Annotated in this window: 18 protein-coding genes; 9 read left to right on the plus strand and 9 right to left on the minus strand. The window is 74.9% G+C overall.

Features of this window, described 5'->3' with window-relative positions; all coding sequences use genetic code 11:
• Nucleotides 1–85: 85 nt before the first annotated feature.
• Together FHR36_RS18705 and FHR36_RS18710 are read left to right on the plus strand one after the other, a co-directional pair.
• Nucleotides 86–1,105 (plus strand): Lrp/AsnC family transcriptional regulator, encoded by a 1,020-nt coding sequence (locus tag FHR36_RS18705; protein WP_253798674.1) that lies wholly within the window; start codon nt 86–88, stop codon nt 1,103–1,105.
• Nucleotides 1,069–1,308: a DUF2277 domain-containing protein gene (locus FHR36_RS18710; protein ID WP_253798676.1), complete on the plus strand. Its 240-nt coding sequence runs from the start codon at nt 1,069–1,071 to the stop codon at nt 1,306–1,308. The genes FHR36_RS18705 and FHR36_RS18710 overlap by 37 nt, the downstream gene beginning before the upstream one ends.
• Here FHR36_RS18710 and FHR36_RS18715 read toward each other — a convergent pair.
• The 5 genes from FHR36_RS18715 to FHR36_RS18735 form a co-directional block, all read right to left on the minus strand.
• A complete protein-coding gene (locus FHR36_RS18715) occupies nt 1,277–1,774 on the minus strand; it encodes a DUF2269 family protein (protein ID WP_253798678.1) in 498 nt (165 codons plus the stop codon). The two genes, FHR36_RS18710 and FHR36_RS18715, sit on opposite strands and share 32 nt — an antisense overlap.
• A gap of 60 nt (nt 1,775–1,834) precedes the next feature.
• Nucleotides 1,835–2,605, minus strand: a complete 771-nt coding sequence (locus FHR36_RS18720) for a 4'-phosphopantetheinyl transferase family protein (RefSeq protein WP_253798680.1) — start codon at nt 2,603–2,605, stop codon at nt 1,835–1,837.
• 72 nt (nt 2,606–2,677) lie between these two features.
• The gene (locus FHR36_RS18725; protein WP_253798682.1) at nt 2,678–3,169 is read right to left on the minus strand and encodes a F0F1 ATP synthase subunit B; all 492 of its coding nucleotides are present in this window, start codon (nt 3,167–3,169) and stop codon (nt 2,678–2,680) included.
• 51 nt (nt 3,170–3,220) lie between these two features.
• Nucleotides 3,221–4,447: a kynureninase gene (kynU, locus tag FHR36_RS18730; RefSeq protein ID WP_308199502.1), complete on the minus strand. Its 1,227-nt coding sequence runs from the start codon at nt 4,445–4,447 to the stop codon at nt 3,221–3,223.
• Complete coding sequence (locus FHR36_RS18735; RefSeq protein WP_253798685.1) at nt 4,444–5,271, minus strand: tryptophan 2,3-dioxygenase; 828 nt, start codon at nt 5,269–5,271, stop codon at nt 4,444–4,446. The genes kynU and FHR36_RS18735 overlap by 4 nt, the downstream gene beginning before the upstream one ends.
• Before the next feature lie 167 nt (nt 5,272–5,438).
• On the opposite strand from FHR36_RS18735, the gene FHR36_RS18740 reads away from it, so the two are divergent.
• Nucleotides 5,439–5,870, plus strand: coding sequence for an Lrp/AsnC family transcriptional regulator (locus tag FHR36_RS18740; RefSeq protein ID WP_253798688.1), 432 nt, complete (start codon nt 5,439–5,441; stop codon nt 5,868–5,870).
• Nucleotides 5,871–5,879: 9 nt separating this feature from the next.
• Here the strand turns inward: FHR36_RS18740 and FHR36_RS18745 are convergent, their stop codons facing one another.
• Both FHR36_RS18745 and FHR36_RS18750 read right to left on the minus strand, forming a co-directional pair.
• Nucleotides 5,880–6,515 (minus strand): MarC family protein, encoded by a 636-nt coding sequence (locus tag FHR36_RS18745; protein ID WP_253798691.1) that lies wholly within the window; start codon nt 6,513–6,515, stop codon nt 5,880–5,882.
• Between the two features lie 18 nt (nt 6,516–6,533).
• Nucleotides 6,534–6,863: a barstar family protein gene (locus FHR36_RS18750; RefSeq protein ID WP_253798694.1), complete on the minus strand. Its 330-nt coding sequence runs from the start codon at nt 6,861–6,863 to the stop codon at nt 6,534–6,536.
• A 108-nt stretch (nt 6,864–6,971) separates the two neighbouring features.
• On the opposite strand from FHR36_RS18750, the gene FHR36_RS18755 reads away from it, so the two are divergent.
• The 3 genes from FHR36_RS18755 to FHR36_RS18765 all read left to right on the plus strand — a co-directional run bounded on the left by FHR36_RS18755 (nt 6,972) and on the right by FHR36_RS18765 (nt 10,184).
• Complete coding sequence (locus FHR36_RS18755) at nt 6,972–7,535, plus strand: DoxX family protein (RefSeq protein WP_253798697.1); 564 nt, start codon at nt 6,972–6,974, stop codon at nt 7,533–7,535.
• Between the two features lie 44 nt (nt 7,536–7,579).
• The gene (locus FHR36_RS18760) at nt 7,580–8,095 is read left to right on the plus strand and encodes a hypothetical protein (protein WP_253798700.1); all 516 of its coding nucleotides are present in this window, start codon (nt 7,580–7,582) and stop codon (nt 8,093–8,095) included.
• Between the two features lie 280 nt (nt 8,096–8,375).
• Nucleotides 8,376–10,184, plus strand: coding sequence for a glycosyl hydrolase family 18 protein (locus FHR36_RS18765; protein ID WP_253798704.1), 1,809 nt, complete (start codon nt 8,376–8,378; stop codon nt 10,182–10,184).
• Between the two features lie 69 nt (nt 10,185–10,253).
• Here FHR36_RS18765 and FHR36_RS18770 read toward each other — a convergent pair whose 3' ends face one another.
• A complete protein-coding gene (locus FHR36_RS18770) occupies nt 10,254–10,958 on the minus strand; it encodes an ABC transporter ATP-binding protein (RefSeq protein WP_253798706.1) in 705 nt (234 codons plus the stop codon).
• Nucleotides 10,959–11,107: 149 nt separating this feature from the next.
• Here FHR36_RS18770 and FHR36_RS18775 point away from each other — a divergent pair, with 149 nt between their 5' ends.
• Genes FHR36_RS18775 through FHR36_RS18785 form a run of 3 tightly spaced genes read left to right on the plus strand, consistent with a single transcriptional unit; the run spans nt 11,108 to nt 18,200 of the window.
• A complete protein-coding gene (locus tag FHR36_RS18775; RefSeq protein ID WP_253798708.1) occupies nt 11,108–14,392 on the plus strand; it encodes an FtsX-like permease family protein in 3,285 nt (1,094 codons plus the stop codon).
• On the plus strand, nt 14,389–17,172 hold the full coding sequence (locus FHR36_RS18780) for a hypothetical protein (protein ID WP_253798711.1): 2,784 nt from the start codon (nt 14,389–14,391) through the stop codon (nt 17,170–17,172). The genes FHR36_RS18775 and FHR36_RS18780 overlap by 4 nt, the downstream gene beginning before the upstream one ends.
• Entirely contained in the window at nt 17,169–18,200 is a 1,032-nt protein-coding gene (locus tag FHR36_RS18785; protein WP_253798713.1) for an ABC transporter ATP-binding protein, read from the plus strand. The genes FHR36_RS18780 and FHR36_RS18785 overlap by 4 nt, the downstream gene beginning before the upstream one ends.
• Here the strand turns inward: FHR36_RS18785 and FHR36_RS18790 are convergent.
• A complete protein-coding gene (locus tag FHR36_RS18790) occupies nt 18,166–18,690 on the minus strand; it encodes a GNAT family N-acetyltransferase (RefSeq protein WP_253798715.1) in 525 nt (174 codons plus the stop codon). The two genes, FHR36_RS18785 and FHR36_RS18790, sit on opposite strands and share 35 nt — an antisense overlap.
• Nucleotides 18,691–18,752 lie beyond the last annotated feature (62 nt).

Genomic DNA, 18,752 nt, shown 5'->3' on the forward strand with positions numbered 1-18,752 from the left:
TCTCGTCCTCGGTGTGGACAACAGGTACCGTGCAACCGGCGGCCGACGTCCCTCGATCCGCCGGAAGCTGCGGAGATCGGACACCATGGACACCAGTGCGGCGGATCCCGCCACCACCCTCGACGCGCTCGACCGCCGGATCGTCACCGCCCTCCAGGTCGACGGGCGCGCCGAGACCGGCCGGATCGCCGAGGTGCTCGGCGTCTCGGCCCGCACCGTCGGCCGCCGGCTGGGCCGGATGCTGCAGGCGGACGTGGTCAGGGTGGTGCTGATGCCCGACGTACGGGACGCGGCGGTCGGGGCGCTGCTGCTGCGGGTGCGGGTGCTGCGCGGCCGGGTGGAGACCATCGCGCACGCCCTGGCGGCCCGCGACGACGTGCCGTTCGTCGACATCATGCTCGGCGGCCAGGAGGTCGGCGCGGTGGTGCTGAGCGACGCGCCCGCGCGCGACCGGCTGCTGTACGGGCAGCTGCCGGCCAGCAACGCGGTGGTGGAGACCTCGGTCCACGCGATCCTGCACCCGTTCGCCGACGCGGCCGCCTGGCGGGCCGACCTGCTCATCCCCGAGCAGATCGCCGCGCTCACCCCGCCGCCGCCCGCCGGGCCGCCGGCCGAGCCGGACGGACTGGACCTGCGCCTGCTCGACCTGCTCACCGTGGACGCCCGGCAGTCGCACGCCGCGCTGGCGGCCGCCCTGGGCACGCCGGAGTCGACCGTCCGGCGCCGGCTCCACCGGCTGGCCGAGGGCGGACTGCTGCGCACCCACGCCACCGTCGACCCCCGGCTGATGGGCATGGCGGTGGACGCCAACCTGTGGCTTGACGTGCCGCCCGGCCGGCTGGCCGAGGTCGGCGCGGCGCTGGCGGTCCAGCCGCAGGTGCACGGCGTGCTGGCGACCAGCGGGACGAGCAACCTGATGGCGGCCGTGTTCTGCCCCGACCACGCGGCGCTCTACCGCTTCACCACCGAGGTGCTCGGGCCGCTGGGCGTGGCCCGGGCCGAGACGGTGATCGTCGCGGAAGCGGTGAAACGCGCCGGACTGGTGCTCCGGCGCGGCAGACTGGTGGCATGTGCCGAAGCATCAAGACCCTCCGTCCGCCGATGACCGACGAGGTGACCGAGGAGGACATCCACGCGGCCGCCCTGCAGTACGTCCGCAAGATCTCGGGGTTCCGCGCTCCCGCCGCGCACAACCGGGAGGCCTTCGACCTGGCGGTCGAGGCGGTCGCCGCGGCCACCGCCGAGCTGCTCTCCACGCTGGAGGTCCGCGGCAGCGCTACGCCCCGGTCGTCGACCCCGGTCGGATGACCATCAGGACCACGACCACGGCCCACAGCAGGTTGAAGACGCCCGCCGTCATCGGCAGCACCTTCAGCCCGCGTTCGGCCCGCTCCCGGTCCTCGGCCGCGTCCTTCGCGCCGCTCGCCTCGCCGTCCAGGGCGTCGACGGCGGCCTGCTGCGAGGGCACGACGAACAGCAGCAGCACGGCGGCGGCCAGGCCGGTCAGCACGATCGAGGTGGTCAGCCACACGTCGCCCATGACGCCCATCACCTGCGCGGTGCCGATGCCGAGCACCGGGACGGCGAGGCCGAGCATCGCGTAGACCTGGGTGATCCGGTGCAGCAGCCGCACGGACGCGGCGCCGGACGCCCGGTCCGGGCCGTCGGCCAGGGCCACCCGGGCCCGGGCCGGGAACATGCTCACCGCGACCGCCACCGGACCGATGAACAGCACCGATGCCAGGACGTGCAGACTCAGCAGAAGCTTGGCCATGGTGCGGGTGTTCCTTCGCGGGTGCGGACCTCGGGCGGACCCGGGCACGCTAACACCGTCTTATCCGGACGCCCCCGCCCGGGTGGGCAGGTCGGAGAGCGGTACGGCGGCGGTGCCGAGCCGGACCGGCGCCCGCGACGCCACCCCGACCAGCACCCCGCGACGGGTGTCGGTCCAGTCGAGCAACCGGTAGTCCTCGAAGCGGTGCTCGACCGGTCGGTGCTCGACCGGTCGGGGACCGCCCGGCGGCGTCCCGCCCGCCGGCTCGTCGAGCGGCAGCGCGGAGAGGTCGAGCTCGGCCAGGGTGTCCAGCCCGGCCCGGCCGATCTTGATCAGTGACTCCTTGCGGACCCACAGCCTGAGGAACGCCGCACCCGGGTCCGGCCGGCCGCGGACCAGCGCCGCCTCCGCCGCAGCCAGCACCCGGTCCTCGACCACCGCGGCGCGCGCCTGGTCCAGCCGCTCCACGTCCACCCCGACCGGGGACGGCGCGGCGGCGGCCGCCACCACGCCCGCGGTGTGCGAGAGGCTGAGGTGGACGTCCGGGCGGTCGGTCAGCAGCGGCCGGCCGTGGGCCGGCCGGTCGCAGTCCGGGCAGTGCTGGGCGAATGCCACCCGCCGCGGTGGAATGCCGAGCAGCCGCGCCGCACAGAGGCGGACCAGCAGGTGCGCGGCGACGAAGTCGAGCCGGTCCTGCTCCCGGCGGAAGGCGGCCGCCCGGCCGAGTTCGGCGGCGGTCAGCAGCCCCTCGTCGGCCCCGGGCAGGGCGAGCACCTCGGCGCTGGTCGCCACCACCGCCAGCGGCGCGCCCGGCGTCGGTCCGTCCACCATCACATTCCCTCGCGATCGTCGGTCGGCCGCCAGGCTATGGCGGCCGACCGCGACGATCAAGCGCCCGCCGGCTCAGGCCGGACGGTCGGCGAAGTACCGCTCCACGGTGCCCCGTTCGGCGGCGAAGTCGGCGAGCGGTTCGCCGACCACCCGGGAGGCCAGCTCGACCGACAACGCGCCGACCTCCGCCCGGAGTTCGATCTCGGCCAGGGCGCGGTCGACAGCGATCCGGGCGTGCGCCTCGGCGACCAGCTCCGCACGCAGGCGGATGCCCTCGGCCCGGGCGGCGGCGAGCAGCGCCGCCGCCTCCTCGGTGGCCCGCTGCCGGACGGCGGCGGCCTCGTGCCGGGCGGCGGCCAGCCGTTCGGCCAGTTCGTCGGCGGTGCGTTCGGCCTCGGCCCGGGTCTGTTCGGCCCGGGCGAGCCCTCCCTCGGTGGCATCGTGCCGGTCGGCGAGCACCCGCTCGATCCGGGGCAGCAGGACCACCCCGAGAACGGCGAAGAGCGCGAAGAACAGGCAGAGGCCAAGCACCAGTTCGGCAGGATTCGGTTGCAGTGGTCCCATGTCCTGGGCCTACCCCGCCGACGATCCGATATTCGGATGACTGACTGTGTGTCAGGTCACGTCGCTGCGCCGGGCGAAGCGCTCGTCCCGCCACTCGCCCGACTCCAGCACCTCGCGCAGGTGCCGGGCCGCCTCCCACACGTCGACGTAGGAGAGGTAGAGCGGGGTGAAGCCGAAACGGATCAGGTCCGGCGCCCGGAAGTCGCCGATCACCCCGCGCTCGATCAGCGCCTGCACCACGGCGTAGCCGTCCTCGTGCCGGACCGCGACCTGGCTGCCGCGCAGCTCCTCGGTGCGCGGCGTGACCACCTCCAGGCCGAGCGGCTCCACCAGGTCCATGAAGAGCGAGGTGAGCGCCAGGCTCTTGGCCCGGACGGCGGCCAGGTCGACCTTCTCCCAGACGTCCAGGCTGGCGTCCAGCGCGGCCATGCCCAGCAGCGGGGGAGTACCGGTGAGGAAGCGGCGGATGCCGCCGGTCGGCTCGTACCCGGGCTCGAAGGCGAACGGCCTGGCGTGCCCGAACCAGCCGCTGAGCGGCTGCCGCGCCTCGCCCTGGTGGCGCTCGGCCGCGTACAGGAACGCGGGCGCGCCCGGCCCGCCGTTGAGGTACTTGTAGCCGCAGCCGACCGCGAAGTCGACGTCGCAGTCGTCGAAGGAGATCGGCAGTGCGCCGGCCGTGTGGCAGACGTCCCAGATCATCAACGCCCCGGCGCGGTGCACCCGTTCGGTGACGGCGGCCATGTCCAGCAGCTCGCCGGTGCGGTAGTCCACGTGCGAGAGGACGACCGCGGCGACGTCCTCGCCGAGGTGCGCGTCCAGGTCGGCCGCGGACGGGAGCAGCACGCTGCGGGCGCCGTCGAACAGCGAGGTGACGCCCTCGGTGATGTACAGGTCGGTCGGGAAGGCGACCCGCTCGGCCAGCACCGTGCGCCGGCCCGGACGCAGCCGCAGCGCCGCGCCGAGCACCTTGAACAGGTTGACCGAGGTCGAGTCGCAGACCACCACCTGCCCGGGGGCGGCGCCCAGCATCGGGGCCAGCCGGTCGCCCAGCCGGGCCGGCAGCCCGTACCAGCCGGCGTCGTTCCAGCTGCGGATCAGGCCGTGGCCCCACTCGTGCTCGATCATCCGGGCCACCCGGGCCGGCGTGCCGCTCGGCAGCGCGCCGAGCGAGTTGCCGTCCAGGTAGAGCACCCCCTCGGGGAGGGTGAACTCCTGGCGCATCGCGGCCAGCGGATCGGCGGCGTCCAGCGCCGCGCACTCCTCACGGTTGCGTCTCACAGCTCGTTCCTCACAGCCCACAGCTCGGGGAAGACGTCCTGGTCGGCGGCCTGCTTGAGCCAGTTCAGACCGCTGGAGCCGCCGGTGCCCGGCTTGGCGCCCATGGTCCGCTTGACCGACGCGTAGTGCCGCTGGCGCCAGCGCGTCACGCGCTCCGCCAGGTCCAGCAGCGCCTCGCCCAGCCGGACCAGCTCCACGTGCGCCGGGTCGGTGTACACGGTGCGCCACGCCTGCTCGACCGCCGGGTCGGGCCGGTGCCGCGAGGTGCTCGGCTCGTGCGGCACCTTCACCCCGCGGCGCGCCAGCAGGGCCAGCGCGTCGTCGTACAGGCTCGGCCCGTGCAGCGCCGCGGTGAGCAGCTCGTACTCGGCGGGCGACTCCTCGTACATCTGCAGCAGCCGCTCGCTCTTGTTGCCGATCAGGAACTCCAGCCGCAGGAACGCCGAGGACTGGAATCCGGACGCCTCGCCCAGCACCGAGCGGAAGGCGTTGAACTCGGCCGGCGTCATGGTGGCCAGCAGGTCCCAGGAGGAGACCAGGACGTCCTGGGTGTGCGCGCCGCGCGCCAGTGCCGCCAGCGCCGCGGTCAGGTCGTCCTCGCGCAGGGCCTGCTGGGCGGCCGTCCAGTCGTAGTGCAGCAGGTCGAAGAGCAGCTCCATCACCTGGGTGGTGACGATGAAGGAGTACTCGGCGTGCACCTTGCTGCGCGGCTGCTGCAGGCTGTGCAGCGTGGCGAGGTGGACGTACCGGGCGTACGGGGTCCCCGTGCCCGGCTCCTCCTTCGGTCCGAACGTGAGGTTCGGCCGGTCGGCAGCCCCGTTCATGCATTTCCTCCTGGTTCGCCTGCTTCCTCGCAGGGCGCCCCCATTGTGCGGCCGGCGGCGCTCGCCTTGAATGGGCGACGGACACCGATGGCGCCCCTCGACTTTCCGACCGAACGGTCCGGAGCGCCATTCGGGCAGCGAACGCAAACCGATGACGGGAAACCCCCATGGACGCAGTGGACCGCCTCCTCCTCGCGGAGCTCCAGGCCGACGCCCGGCTCTCCTACAACGAGCTCTCCCGGCGGGTCCGGCTCTCCTCGCCCGCCGTCGCCGAACGCGTCCGCCGCCTGGAGTCCGACGGCGTGATCACCGGCTACCACGCCCACGTCCACCCCGGCCGGGCCGGCCTGGCGGTGATGGCGCTGGTCACCATGCAGTGCTACGGCCCGCTCTGCATCCTGCGCGCCCCCGAGGTCGCCGCCTGGCCCGAGATCCTCCAGCTCCACCGGGTCACCGGCGGCGCCTGCTGCGTCCTCATGGTCGGCGTCGCCGACATGACCGCCTTCGAACAGCTCATCGACCGCCTCGCCGCCCACGGCCAACCCGCCAGCTCGATGATCCTCTCCAGCCCCGTCCCCTGGCGCCCCCTCACGGCGTAGCCATTTCGGCTAGTGGGAGGAGCTGTTGGGGATGGGCACGCCGACGCTGGTGAGGCCGATGAGGAAGAGTTCGACGCCGACGGCGGCGAGGAGGAGGCCGAGCAGGCGGGAGACGACTTCGAGGACGGTCTGGTGGGCGCGCTTGAGGAGCGGGGCGAGGACCAGGACGCAGACGCAGTCGATGGCGATCACCGCCACGTACATGGCGGCGACCTGGGAGTGCCAGCTGAAGCTGTCCTCGTCGAGGGACTCGACCAGCTCGGCGGTGATCGCGAGCGGGCTGACGATGAACGGCAGCAGCAGTTCGCGCAGGCCCTCGGCCATCGGCCCGGCCATCGGCCGGCCCTCCTCGCCGGCGCCGATGTGGAGGCCGAGCACCAGGGCGACCGCGTAGATGAAGAAGATCACGCCGCCGGCGAGCTGCAGCGACTGGTCGCTGATGTGGAAGAGGCCGGTGACGAACTCCGCACTGAAGGCCATCACCACACCGACGACGGCGGCGATCAGTGAGCCGACCACGGCGAGGCGGCGGATCTGGGGGACCGTCCGCTCCTGGCTCAGGTGGGCGAAGGCCAGCAGGACCTTGGGCGGGCCGACGACAGCGAAGAAGGTGACGAAGACCGTGCTCAGGGTGAGGGATTGCATGCCCTCATCATGGGCGACTCAGCGCAGTTTCACGGTGACGCCGCCCTGGCGCAGCACGTCCACGATGGCGTCGAAGTAGCTGCGCGGCACCCCGTCGCCGCCCGGCAGCGGCCGGGTCAGCACGCGGGCGGAGGCCGCCGACTCGTGCCAGACCAGGGTGAACGGGGGTTCGGGTCCGAAGCCGCCGCGCAGGCAGTCGGCGAGTGCGTCGAGGTTGGACCCGTAGTAGCCGCCGGGCGCGTCGAGGAGCCGGCCGAGCTGCGCGTAGAAGGACGGTTCGTCGGTGACGAGCTCGCCGCGCAGGTGGTACTCGGCCTCGGGGGCGTCCGGGGGCGGTGCGGCGGTCATGGCGCTCCTCGTGGTCGGGGGTCGCCCGGATGGCGTTCCCGGGTCGAGCGGAGACGGCTGGTGGGCTGGGATGGGGGCGTACCGTCCGCCCGGACCCAGGGGCTCACCATGACCAGTCTGCACCGCAAGGATCTCGGCCTGTTGGCCCTGCGCACCGTCGTGGGCGGTGTCCTGTTCGCGCACGGCACGCAGAAGCTGTTCGGCTGGTTCGGCGGTGGCGGCCTGGAGGGCACCGCGCAGGCGATGGACCACATGGGTTTCGAGCCGGGGCACCGCAACGCGGTGGCGGCGGGGCTGGGCGAGGCGGGTGGTGGGGCGCTGCTGGTGCTCGGCCTGGCGACCCCGGCGGCGGGGTCGATCGTGGCGGGCACGATGGCGGGCGCGACCGCGGTGCACGCGCCGAAGGGCTTCTTCGCGCAGGGCGGCGGCTACGAGTACCCGGCGGTGCTGGGCGCCTGCGGGCTGGCGCTGGGGATCGCGGGGGCGGGCCGCTACTCGATGGACCACGCGCTGCGGCACGTGCTGGACCGGCCGTGGCTGGGGGTGCTGGCGTTCACGGGCAGCGCGCTGGGCGCGGTGGCGGTGGTGACCGGTCGGCAGGACGTGGTGCGGCGGCGCGAGGCGCGGGCGGCGGACGAGGCGGCCAGCCAGGTGGGGACCGGACTGTCCTGACGGCGCCTGCCCCGGGACGTGGCGAAGTGGTGAGGAGTGGCGTGATGGAGCGTCGGATGTGGACGGGCCTGGCGGCCGGCGTGGGTTCGGCGGCCCTGGCGTTGAGCGGGTGCTCGTCGAGCGGCGGGTCGACCAACCCCGCGGTGTCCTCGGCGGTGGCGGGGGTGCAGTCGGCGGCGTCCTCGGCGCTCGGCGGGCTGGCCTCGGCCGGGACCTCGGCCTTCGCCTCGGCGGCGTCGTCCGCGGCGGCCGCGGCGTCGTCGGCGCTGGCCAGCGTGAAGGGCGGGCTGGACGCCAAGGACGAGGTGACGCTGGGGTCGGTGAGCGCCACCTCGGACGGCAGGGTGCAGGTGCCGCTGACCGTCAACAACAAGGAGTCGCAGGGCTACAAGTACACCGTCCAGGTCAACTTCAACGACGCGTCGGGCAATCTGCTGGACGTCACGGTGGTGACGGTGCAGGAGGTGCCTGCGGGCGGGACCGGTCAGGCCACCGCGACCAGCAACCGGGACCTGTCGGGCACGGTGACGGCCACCGTGGAGCGGGCGGTGCGGTACTGACGACCTGACGCAGCGGGCAGGGGAACCTTAAGGGCGGCTCAAGGGCGGGGGATGACTCTTGACGGTCCTGTTGGTCTAGTCCATTTTTAATCCCCAGGTGCAGGGAGCCCCTGGGCCGGCGCCGGTGGTCCAGACCTCCGGCGCCGGTTCGGCGCATCCCCCGTCCTGAGTTTGCGCAGGCCAACGCTTGGATCCCCCTGTCATGTCCCTGGCTGCCCGGCCCCACCCCGAGCGGCGCGGCGGGTCGTGGCAGGCCCCCACGACCAGGAGTCACGCAGCCATGCTTCGTTCCGTCCCCACGCCCCCGAAGCCGCGTTCGCGGCGCCGTTCGAAGGGCGTCGCCGCACTCGCGGTCGGTACCGCCGCCTCCCTGCTGCTCGGCGGCGCGCTCGCGCTGACCGCGGGCGGCACCGCCCAGGCGGCGGCGACCAACTCCACCGGCGCCCCGGCGACCAGCGGCGGCATCAAGGTCGCCTACTTCGACCAGTGGTCGATCTACGGCAATGCCTACTACCTGAAGACCGTTCAGGACACCGGCGTCGCCTCCAAGCTCGACTACCTGATCTACGACTTCGCCAACATCGACCCGACCAACCTCTCCTGTTTCGAGGCCACCAAGGCGTCCTCGCAGGACGAGGCCAACCCGAACGCGGGCGACGGCGCGGGCGACGCGTTCGCCGACTACCAGAAGACCTTCGACGCGGGCACCAGCGTGGACGGCGTCGCCGACACCTGGAACCAGCCCCTGGTCGGCAACTTCAACCAGATCAAGAAGCTCAAGGCGAAGAACCCCAACCTCAAGGTCCTGCTGTCGATCGGCGGCTGGACCTACTCCAAGTACTTCTCCGACGTGTCGGCCACCGACGCGGCGCGCAAGAAGTTCGTCTCGTCCTGCGTCGACATGTTCATCAAGGGCAACCTGCCCTCGCAGGGCGGCTTCGGCGGCCCGGGCAGCGCCGCGGGCGTCTTCGACGGCTTCGACATCGACTGGGAGTACCCCGGCGGCGGCGGCCACACCGGCAACCACGCGGCCGCGGCCGACAAGCAGAACTACACCGCCCTGCTGGGCGAGCTGCGCTCGCAGCTCAACGCCCAGGGTGCCGCCGACGGCAAGAGCTACGCGCTCTCCGCGGCCGTCGGCGCCGGCCAGGACAAGATCAAGAACATCGAGACCGACAAGATCGGCCAGTACCTGACGTTCCTGGACGTCATGACGTACGACATGCACGGTGCGTGGGACGCCACCGGCCCGACCAACCACCAGGCGCCGATCTACAACAACCCCAACGACCCGATGACGCCGATCCCGGGCGGCACCGGCAAGTACTCGATCGACAACGCCATCAAGGCGTGGACGGTCGGCGACCCGCAGTACGGCATCCCCGGCGGCTTCCCCGCCAACAAGATCAACATGGGTGTGCCGTTCTACTACCGCGGCTGGACCGGCGTGCCCGCCGGCGCCAACCACGGTCTCTTCCAGAGCGCGACCGGCCCCGCCACCGGTGCGGCGATGTCCGGCAACGTCAACGGCATCCGGATGTACAAGGAGCTGAACGGCTTCGTCGACAACCCGTCCTACACCTACTGGGACGACGCCGCGAAGACCTCGTACTTCTACGACGGCACCACCTTCTGGACGGGTGAGGACGCCCAGTCCATCCAGGCCAAGGAGGACTACGCGCACTGCAACGGCCTCGGCGGCTCGTTCGCGTTCTCGCTGTACGACCTGGGCACCCAGACCGCGCTGTTCGACAAGATGGTGAGCGCCACCAACGGCTCGGCCGCGTCCTGCCCGGCCCCGCAGCCCTCGCAGTCGGCCAGCCCGTCCGCCTCGGCCTCCGCGTCGCCCTCGCAGTCGGCCAGCCCGAGCGCCTCGCCGTCGCAGTCCACCAGCCCGTCCGCGTCGGCCAGCGCCTCCACCGGCACCTGCTCCGCCGCCCCGAGCTGGAACTCCGCCACCGTCTACGCCACCGCCGGCACCAAGGTGTCGTGGAAGGGCCACTACTACACCAACAAGTGGTGGACCCAGAACGAGGACCCGACGCTCAGCGGCCAGTGGGGCGTCTGGGCCGACAACGGCGCCTGCTAGCCAGTCCCTGATCCCGGTGTGAGCCCGTCGGGGCCCGAGGAGCGCGACTCCTCGGGCCCCGACGGCCGTTCACGGCTGGTCGACCAGCCGACCGTCCTTCAACTCGACGATCTGGTCGGACAGTTCCATCAGGTTCGGGTCGTGGGTGGCGACCAGTGCGGTGACCCCCTCGCTGCGCACCACCGCGCGCAGCAGCTCCATCACGGCGTGCCCGGTCTCCGAATCCAGCTGGCCGGTGGGCTCGTCGGCGATGATCAGCGCCGGCTCGTTGGCCAGCGCCCGGGCTATCGCCACCCGCTGCTGCTGGCCGCCGGAGAGCTCGCCCGGCCGCTGGTTCGCGTGGTCGGCCAGCCCGACCAGGGCCAGCAGGGTGCGCACCCGCTCCTCGCGCTCGGCGGTGGGAAGGCGCCGCAGCCGCATCGGCACGCCGATGTTCTCCGCCGCGGTGAGGACCGGCAGCAGCCCGAAGGACTGGAACACGAAGCCGATCCGGTCCCGGCGCATCGCCAGCCGGCCCTCCTCGTCCAGGCCGGCCAGGTCGGTGCCGTCCAGCAGGATCCGGCCGCCGCTCGGCGCGTCCAGGCCGCCGACCAGGTTGAGCAGCGTGGTCTTGCCCGAGCCGGAGCGGCCCTTGAGTGCGGTGAGCCGGCCCCGGTGGGCCTCGAAGGACACCCCGCGCAGCGCGTGCACGGCCTGCGCGCCGGAGCCGAAACTGCGCCGCAGATCCTCGACCACCACCATCGGCTGGTCGGCGGTGGTCTGCTGCTGGGTCATGAGGTCCCCCTGGGTCGGCCGTGCGCGGGCGACCAAGTGTGCTCACCAGACACACGATTCGCGCAAGACCCTTCCGTACCGGGAACAGATCTGACAGCATCGTCCGCTATCCGGTCACCTGTACGCCGGGGGATCGGAGAGGGCGGGGGATGTTCGGCTTCGTCGTGCGTCGGCTGCGCGGGCGCCTGCCGTTGGCGACGGCCGCCCTGCTGACCGTACTGATCACCACCGCCGTGCTGACCGCGCTGGTGGCCTTCAACGCCGCGGTCGGCGACGCCGGTCTGCGCCGGGCCCTCCAGCACACCGACCACGCCCGGACCCTGGTGGTGCTCTCCGGCGACCGCGAGTCGGGCACCCGGGCCGCCGACGACACCGCGGTGACCGGCTTCGCCGACCAACTGTTCCCCGGCCTGCCGCACACCGTCACCGCCGCCGCCCGCAGCCGCGCGCTCGGCCTGACCGCCACGGCCGCCCCGGGCAAGGACCCGGACCTCACCCTGATCGCGGCCCTCGACCGGAACCGCACCACCCTGGTGGCCGGCAGCTGGCCTGCCCCGGCGGCGGGCAAGGACGGGCCGGTCGAGGTGGCCGTCCCGCAGGCCGCCCTCGCCGGGACCGGCCTCGCCGGCGCGGTGCTGCCCGCCCGGCTCGACCTCACCGACCGCTTCACCGGCCGGCCGGTCACCGTCCGCGTCACCGGCATTTACCGGCCCGCCGACAAGGACGCCGCGTACTGGCGCCTCGACCCGCTCGGCGGCCAGGGCGCCCAGCGGGCCGGCTTCACCACGTACGGACCGCTGCTCGCCGACGACTCCGTCTTCACCACCGGCGCCGTCGCCCAGGCCGGACGGTCCTGGCTGGTCGAGGCCGACTTCACCGGGATCGACGCGGCCGGCGCCGAGGACCTGCGCGACGCGGTCGACCCGCTGACCCGGCAGGTCCAGCGCGCCGCCGCCGTCCGGGTCGACACCGCGCTGCCCCAGGCGCTGCGGGAACTCGCCGTGGACGCCACGGTCTCCCGCTCCACCCTGCTGGTCGGCGCCCTGCAACTGGGCGTGCTCGCCGCCGCCGCGCTGCTGCTGGTCGTCCACCTGCTGGCCGACCGGCAGACGGCCGAGAACCAACTGCTCACCGCCCGCGGCGCCTCCCGCCGCCGGATCGGCGCCCTCACCGCCGTCGAGGCCGCCCTGCTGGTGCTGCCCGCCGCACTGCTCGCCCCGCCGCTGACCCCGCTGCTACTGCGGTTGCTCACCGCGCGCGGCGCGCTCGCCGCCGTCAGCACGGGCACCGCCGTGCCGGGCATCGCCTGGCCGGTCGCGGCCGGCTGCGCACTGGCCTGCGTGGCGCTCACCGCCGTCCCGGTGCTGCTGCGCTCGGCCGGCGCCGCCGTGCTGCGCCGGGCCGGCCGCCGACAGGCCGTGGTGGCGGCGGTGGCCCGCTCGGGCGGCGACCTGGCCCTGGTGGCGCTCGCGGTGCTGGCGTACCGGCAACTCGACCGCTACGGCGGCGGCGTGGGCCCGGACGCCGACGGGCGGATCGGCGCGGATCCGCTGCTGGTGGCCGCGCCCACCCTGGCGCTGTGCGCGGGCACCGTGCTGGTGCTGCGCCTGCTCCCGTTCGCGGCCCGGCTGGGGGAGCGCCTCGCCACCCGGGGCCGGGGGCTGGCCCCGGCGCTGGCGGGCTGGCAGTTCGCCCGCCGGCCCGGCCGCGGCGTCGGCCCGGTGCTGCTGCTGGTGCTCGCGGTCTCGATCGGCATGCTGGCGATCGGCCAGCGCACCACCTGGAACGACTCCCAGCGCGACCAGGCCGACTTCGCCACCGCCGGCGGCGTCCGGATCGCCGGTTCGGCGGTGCCCGCCGCCGGCCGCGGCGGCCTCTACCGGGCGCTGCCCGGCGGGGAGCGGCTGATCCCGGTCGCCCGCAGCGAGGTCCGGCTGCCCGACCGCAGCAGCGGCGAACTGCTCGCCCTGGACTCCCGCGCGGGCGCCGCCTGGCTGCAGGTCAGGCCCGACCTGCTGGACGGCCGCAGCCCCGCGCAGCTGCTGGCACCGCTGGCCGCCCCGGCCCCCACCGGGCCGCAGGCCGGCCTGCCGCTGCCCGGCTCCCCGCAGCGCATCGACCTGGACGTCACCACCCACGTGGTCTCCCGCGGCTTCCTGTTCGACCCGGTCGGCGACCTGCCCGCGCCCTCCTCGCGCACCGTGGCCCTGCGGCTGCTGCTCCGGGACGCCTACGGCACCTCGTTCTGGGCGGCGGCGCCCACCCTCCAGGAGGAGGGCGCCCAGCACGTCTCGATCGACCTCGGCGAGCTGTTCGGCGCCCCGACCGGCGCCCCGGCCACGCCGCTGACCGTGGTCGCGGTGGAGGCCGAGAGCACCCTGCGCCCGGACGAGACGATCAGCCAGCACCTCACCGTGGACCGGATCTCCGCCGCCGACACCGCCACCGGTACGGCCACCCCGGTCCCCGTACCGGCCGGGCTCGGCTGGGCCCTCGCCGCCGAGGACCGGCAGGGCCGGGTGGCGACCAAGAGCGTCACCGTCCGCGCCGAGGCCGAGCACCCGATCGTCCTCGACTTCACCAACACCGTCGGCGGCGGCTTCCGGATGACCCTCACCCCCGCCGGCGCCGACGGCAGGGCCGCCGCCGTGCCCGAACTCACCGGCGTCGCCACCCGCGGCTACCTGACCGCGGTCGGCGGCCGGGTCGGCGACCGGATCAAGGTGCCGGTCGGGACCACCAGCGTGCAGGTCACCGTCACCGCCGCCGTCGAGGCGCTGCCCACGGCCGCCGGGTCGGCGCTGCTGGTCGACCTCGGCGCCCTCGACCGGGTGCTCACCGCCGCCCGGCAGCCCGGCCCGACCCCCACCGAGTGGTGGCTGCCCGCCGCCGGCCCCGGCGACCCGGCGCCGGCCCAGGCCGCCCAGCGGCTGCGCGCCCTGCCGCAGGCCCAGAGCCTCACCGTCCGCGACGAACTCGCCGCCCAGCTGCGCGCCGATCCGCTGGGCGCCGCCCCGCAGAGCGCGCTGGCCGCCCTCGCGGTGGCCGCCGCGGTGCTGGCCGCGATCGGCTTCGCCGCCGCCTCGGCCGCCGCGGCCGGCGAGCGGACCGCCGAGTTCGCCGTCCTGATGGCACTCGGCGCACCCCGGCGCCGCCTGGTCCGCACCGTCGCCGCCGAACAGGGCGTCCTCGCGCTGCTCGGACTCGGCGTCGGACTCGGCCTCGGCGCGCTGCTGGTCCACCTGGTGGTGCCGCTGCTCGTCCTCACCCCCGCCGCCCGCCCACCCGTGCCCGAGGTGCTGGTACGGCTGCCGTTCGGCCAGGTCGCCGCGCTGGCCGTGGCGATCGCCGCCGCCCTGGTGCTGCCCGCGCTGCTGGCCGGCCGGCGCCACCGCGACCTGACCGCCCGGCTGCGCCACGTGGAGGAGATGTGACCAGGCGCGCAAGCGGCCCCACCCGGCGGCCGACCGGCCCCGCCCCCTGGGTCCGCACCCGGCTGCGGGCCACCCCGTACGCCGCGCTGCTCACCGCCGCGCTGGTGCTGGCCACCGCCTTCCTCGCGGCCGCCCTGCCGCGGGCGCTCGACCGCTCCGCCGACGGCGCGCTGCGCGAGCTGGTCGCCCGCAGCGGCCCGACCGCCGACGCCCTGCTGGCCACGACCACCACCCCCCAGCGCGCCGACTCCACCGCCGCCGACGCCCGAGCCGCCGACCTGGACCGGGTCGCCGGGACGTTCGCCTCCCACGTGCGCGACCCGCTGCGGATCGCCCCCGCCGGCGAGGTGTACGGCTCGCGCAGCCGGTCCGTCCGCGTGCTGCCAGGACCGTCGCTGCCCCGCCCGGGCAACCTCCCTCCGGTGGCCCTGCTCGGCTACCTGAACGACCTGCCCTCGCACGCCGTCCTGACCGCCGGCCGCTGGCCGGACACCGTGCACGGCGCACGCTACGAGGCGGCGCTCAGCGAGCCGGTGGCCCGGCTGCTCGGCGTGCACCCGGGCGACCGGCTGGACGCGGGAGACGCCACCGCCCGGCCCGAGGACGGCCGGGCCGAGCTCGAGGTGGTCGGCGTGTTCCGGCCGACCGACCCCGCAGGCAGTGCGTTCTGGTCCGGCGTCGACTGCGCGACCGCCCCCTGCCAGGAGTTCCGCGAGGTCGACGACACGCCCCTGCCGTACTGGCAGGTCCGGGCCATGGTCGGCCGCGGCGAGCTGGACGCCCTGCCCACCTGGGCGCAGGGCAGCGAGGACTTCTTCCAGATCCCGCTGGACCGCGACGCGTTCCGGACCGACCGGCTGCCGGCCGTCCGCGGCGCGATCGGCTCGCTGCTCTCCGGGCCGCAGTTCGTGGCCCTGCAGCAGGCCACCGCCCGGGTGGACTTCCGGGTCACCTCCCCGCTGCCCACCCTGTTCGCCGACGCCGAGCACCGGCGGGCCGCCATCGCCCCGCTGACCGTGCTCGGCCCGGTCGGCGCGGCCGGCGTCGCCTGCACCGTCCTGCTGCTGGCCGCCGCCCTGGCGACCGACCGCCGCGCCGCCGAACTGCGGCTGCTGCGCGCCCGCGGCGCCTCACCCGGCGGCCTGCTGCGCCGACTGCTCGGCGAGAGCGCCGCCACCGTGCTGCCCGCAGCCGTGGCCGGTACCGCCCTCGCCCTGCTCACCCTGCCCACGCCGCGCTGGGGCGGGGCCGTGCTGGGCGGCGCCGCGGTCGGCCTGGTCGCGCTGCTGGCCTTCCCGGTGCACGCCCTGCGCACCTCGGCGCCCGCGGCCGGCCCGGCCGCCGCCGACCCCGGCCGCGCCGACCGGCGCCGGCTGGTGCTCGAAGGGACCGCCCTGGTGGCGGCCGCCGCCGCGGTGGTGGCCGTCCGGCGGCGCGGCGTGGCACCGCCCGGAGGCGGCGTGGACCTGCTGCTGGTGGCCGGCCCGCTGCTGCTCGCCCTGGTCGGCGCGCTGCTGCTGGCGCGCTGCCACCCGCCGCTGATCGGCTGGGCCGCCCGCCGGGCCGCCCGCCGCAGCGGACTGGTCGGCTTCCTCGGCCTGGCCCGGGCCGCCCGCGGCGGTGGCGCCCGCCGCCGCCCCACCGTGCTGCCGCTCCTCGCCCTGCTGCTCGCCGTGACCACCGCCGGGTTCGGCGCCACCGTGCTGTCCTCGGTGGACACCGGCCGCGAGCGCGCCGCCCGCCAGGAGGTCGGCGCCGACGCGCGGGTCACCGGCGTCGACGGCGCCGCCCTGCCGGACGGCTTCGCCGACGCCGCCGCCCACCTGCCCGGGGCGCGCGGCGGCGTACCCGGCTGGGTGGACTACCTCGCCTCGGTCGCCACCGGCGACGGGGACCTGCTCCCCAACGTCACCGTGCTGGTGATCGACCCCGGCCCGTACGCCGAGCTGGCCCGCCGGGCCGGCCGCGGCACCTTCGACCCGGCCGTACTCGCCGCGGGCGGCCCCACCGACCCGGTGCCCGCCCTGGTCAGCCACGGCGTCGCCGAACGCCTCGACACGGCGCCGCACGACGCCCACCTGTCCGACGGCCACGTCATCGGGATGCGCAAGGCCGGCGAGATCGACTCGCTGCTGACCGGCGGCGGCGAGGTGGTGCTGCTCCCGGCGGCCCAGGTCCGGACCCGGCTGCACGTGGCCGACCACCCCAACCTGTGGTTCGGCACCGGCGACCTGCGCGCCGATCCGCTGCGCGCGCTGCTGCGGCGCTCCGGCCCCGACGACGGGTACGAGGTGCGGACCGCCGCCGACGTCGTCGACCGGCTCGCCGGCGACCCGCTGCAGAAAGCCGCCGCCCGGATGTTCGACGCCTCGATCGGCGCGGCGGCCGGCTTCGCGGTGCTGGCCGTGCTGCTCACCCTGGTCCGCTCCGGACCCGAGCGGGCGGCGGTGCTGGCCCGGCTGCGCACCATGGGCCTGCGGCCCCGCCAGGGCCTCGCCCTGATCCTCGCCGAGGCGCTGCCGCACACCCTGCTGGCCGCCGCCGTCGGCGCCCTGGTCGCGACCGTGGCCGCGCTGCTGCTGGGCCCGGCCGTGGACCTGGCCGCGGTGATCGGCGCGACGGCGACCGGCGGGTCGGGCGGCGTCCGCCCGGCCGCCCTGCCGCTGCTGGGCCAGGCCGCCCTGCTGGCCGCCGTCGCCGCGGCGACCGTCCTGGCCGAGGCGGCGATCTCCGGCCGACGACAGATCACCACCGAGTTGAGAGCGGGGGACGAGCGGTGACCACCGAAGACGCCCGGGCCACGTCCGGACAGGAGCCGAGGAGCCTGGCGGAGCTGCGCCGCGCCGCACTGGCCGCGGCCGAGCCGAGCAACCACGGCGCCGACGCGGCGATCGTCTGCGACCGGCTGGTGCGCATCTACACCGCCGACAAGGTCGAGGTCCAGGCCCTGCAGGGCCTCGATCTGACCGTGGACCGGGGCGACCTGGTGGCCCTGGTCGGTGCCTCCGGCAGCGGCAAGTCCACCCTGCTGAACATCCTCGCCGGGCTGGACGTCCCCTCCGCCGGCAGCGCCTCGGTGGGCGGCTGCGACCTGCTCACCATGACCGCCAAGGAACGCCTGCGCTACCGGCGGGAGGTGGTCGGCTTCGTCTGGCAGCAGACCGCGCGCAACCTGCTGCCCTTCCTGACCGCCGCGCAGAACGTCGCGCTGCCGATGCAGCTGCGCGGCGAGCGCGGCGGCCGGGCCGCCCGCCGCCGCCACGCCGCCCGGGTCGGCGAACTGCTGGAGGCGCTCGACATCGCCGCCCTGGCCGACCGTCGCCCGGCCCAGCTCTCCGGCGGCCAGCAGCAGCGGGTGGCGATCGCGGTGGCGCTCGCCAACGACCCGGCCGTGCTGCTCGCCGACGAGCCCACCGGCGAGCTGGACTCGGAGACCGCCGCCGGCATCTTCGAGGCCTTCCGGACGGTCAACCGGGAGCTCGGCAGCACCGTGGTGATCGTCACCCACGACCCGATGGTGGCCGGCGAGGTGCGGCGCACCGTCGCCATCCGGGACGGGCGCACCAGCAGCGAGGTGCTGCGCTCGCTGGTCCCGGACGCGGAGGCCGAGGACGGCGAGCGGATCGGCGAGCGCGAGTACCTGATGGTGGACCGGGCCGGCCGCATCCAGCTGCCCCGGCACTTCCTGGCCGCGCTCGGGATGGAGCACCGGGTGGCCGCCGACCTGGCCGCCGACCACATCGCGCTCCGCCCGGACGCGGCCCACCCGAGGGTCAGCGCAGCTCGTCGGCCAGCAGACCCATCGTGAACATGTCGAACCACTGCCCGTCGCGCCGGAAGACCTGGCGCAGCCGGCCCTCCTCGACGAAGCCGACCTTGCGGTAGACCGCCTGTGCGGACTCGTTCTCGGTCACCACGGTGAGCGAGACCTTGTGCAGCCGCATGTCCTGGAAGCCGAAGCGGCACACCGTGCGCACCGCGTCGGTGGCGAAGCCGCGGCCCCAGTGGTCCTTCTCGCCGAGGTAGATGTCGAGCTTGGCGATGCCCTTCTCCGGCTCGGTGCCGTGCAGCATCACCAGGCCGATCAGGGTGGAGTCGGCGAGGGACTCGATGCCGAACAGCGCGTCGGCGTAGGAGTTGCGCGGGCGCTCCTGGAGCCAGGAGCGCACGTGCTCGACGGTCTGCGGATAGCCGTCGTCCATCCACCTCATCACCTCGGGGTCGTGGTTCCACCGCCACAACGCCTCGGCGTCGTCCGGGCCCATCGCCCGCAGCCCCACCAGCTCTCCGCGCACCATCCGCGCCTCCCCGCACACCTCGTCGGAACGTGACCGGTCTTGATCATGACCGGCCCCCGGAA

The sequence above is a fragment of the Kitasatospora cinereorecta genome, assembly GCF_024172095.1.
Classification (GTDB): domain Bacteria; phylum Actinomycetota; class Actinomycetes; order Streptomycetales; family Streptomycetaceae; genus Kitasatospora; species Kitasatospora cinereorecta.

Excerpts from the sequence above, each read along its gene's own strand:
- FHR36_RS18725 (WP_253798682.1), bottom strand. The coding sequence starts at position 3,169 with ATGGGACCACTGCAACCGAATCCTGCCGAACTGGTGCTTGGCCTCTGC.
- FHR36_RS18735 (WP_253798685.1), bottom strand. The coding sequence starts at position 5,271 with ATGAACGGGGCTGCCGACCGGCCGAACCTCACGTTCGGACCGAAGGAG.
- FHR36_RS18745 (WP_253798691.1), bottom strand. The coding sequence starts at position 6,515 with ATGCAATCCCTCACCCTGAGCACGGTCTTCGTCACCTTCTTCGCTGTC.
- FHR36_RS18760 (WP_253798700.1), top strand. The coding sequence starts at position 7,580 with ATGGAGCGTCGGATGTGGACGGGCCTGGCGGCCGGCGTGGGTTCGGCG.
- FHR36_RS18705 (WP_253798674.1), top strand. The coding sequence starts at position 86 with ATGGACACCAGTGCGGCGGATCCCGCCACCACCCTCGACGCGCTCGAC.
- FHR36_RS18740 (WP_253798688.1), top strand. The coding sequence starts at position 5,439 with ATGGACGCAGTGGACCGCCTCCTCCTCGCGGAGCTCCAGGCCGACGCC.
- FHR36_RS18755 (WP_253798697.1), top strand. The coding sequence starts at position 6,972 with ATGACCAGTCTGCACCGCAAGGATCTCGGCCTGTTGGCCCTGCGCACC.
- FHR36_RS18775 (WP_253798708.1), top strand. The coding sequence starts at position 11,108 with ATGTTCGGCTTCGTCGTGCGTCGGCTGCGCGGGCGCCTGCCGTTGGCG.
- FHR36_RS18770 (WP_253798706.1), bottom strand. The coding sequence starts at position 10,958 with ATGACCCAGCAGCAGACCACCGCCGACCAGCCGATGGTGGTGGTCGAG.
- FHR36_RS18720 (WP_253798680.1), bottom strand. The coding sequence starts at position 2,605 with ATGGTGGACGGACCGACGCCGGGCGCGCCGCTGGCGGTGGTGGCGACC.
- FHR36_RS18715 (WP_253798678.1), bottom strand. The coding sequence starts at position 1,774 with ATGGCCAAGCTTCTGCTGAGTCTGCACGTCCTGGCATCGGTGCTGTTC.
- FHR36_RS18750 (WP_253798694.1), bottom strand. The coding sequence starts at position 6,863 with ATGACCGCCGCACCGCCCCCGGACGCCCCCGAGGCCGAGTACCACCTG.
- FHR36_RS18765 (WP_253798704.1), top strand. The coding sequence starts at position 8,376 with ATGCTTCGTTCCGTCCCCACGCCCCCGAAGCCGCGTTCGCGGCGCCGT.
- FHR36_RS18710 (WP_253798676.1), top strand. The coding sequence starts at position 1,069 with ATGTGCCGAAGCATCAAGACCCTCCGTCCGCCGATGACCGACGAGGTG.
- FHR36_RS18790 (WP_253798715.1), bottom strand. The coding sequence starts at position 18,690 with ATGGTGCGCGGAGAGCTGGTGGGGCTGCGGGCGATGGGCCCGGACGAC.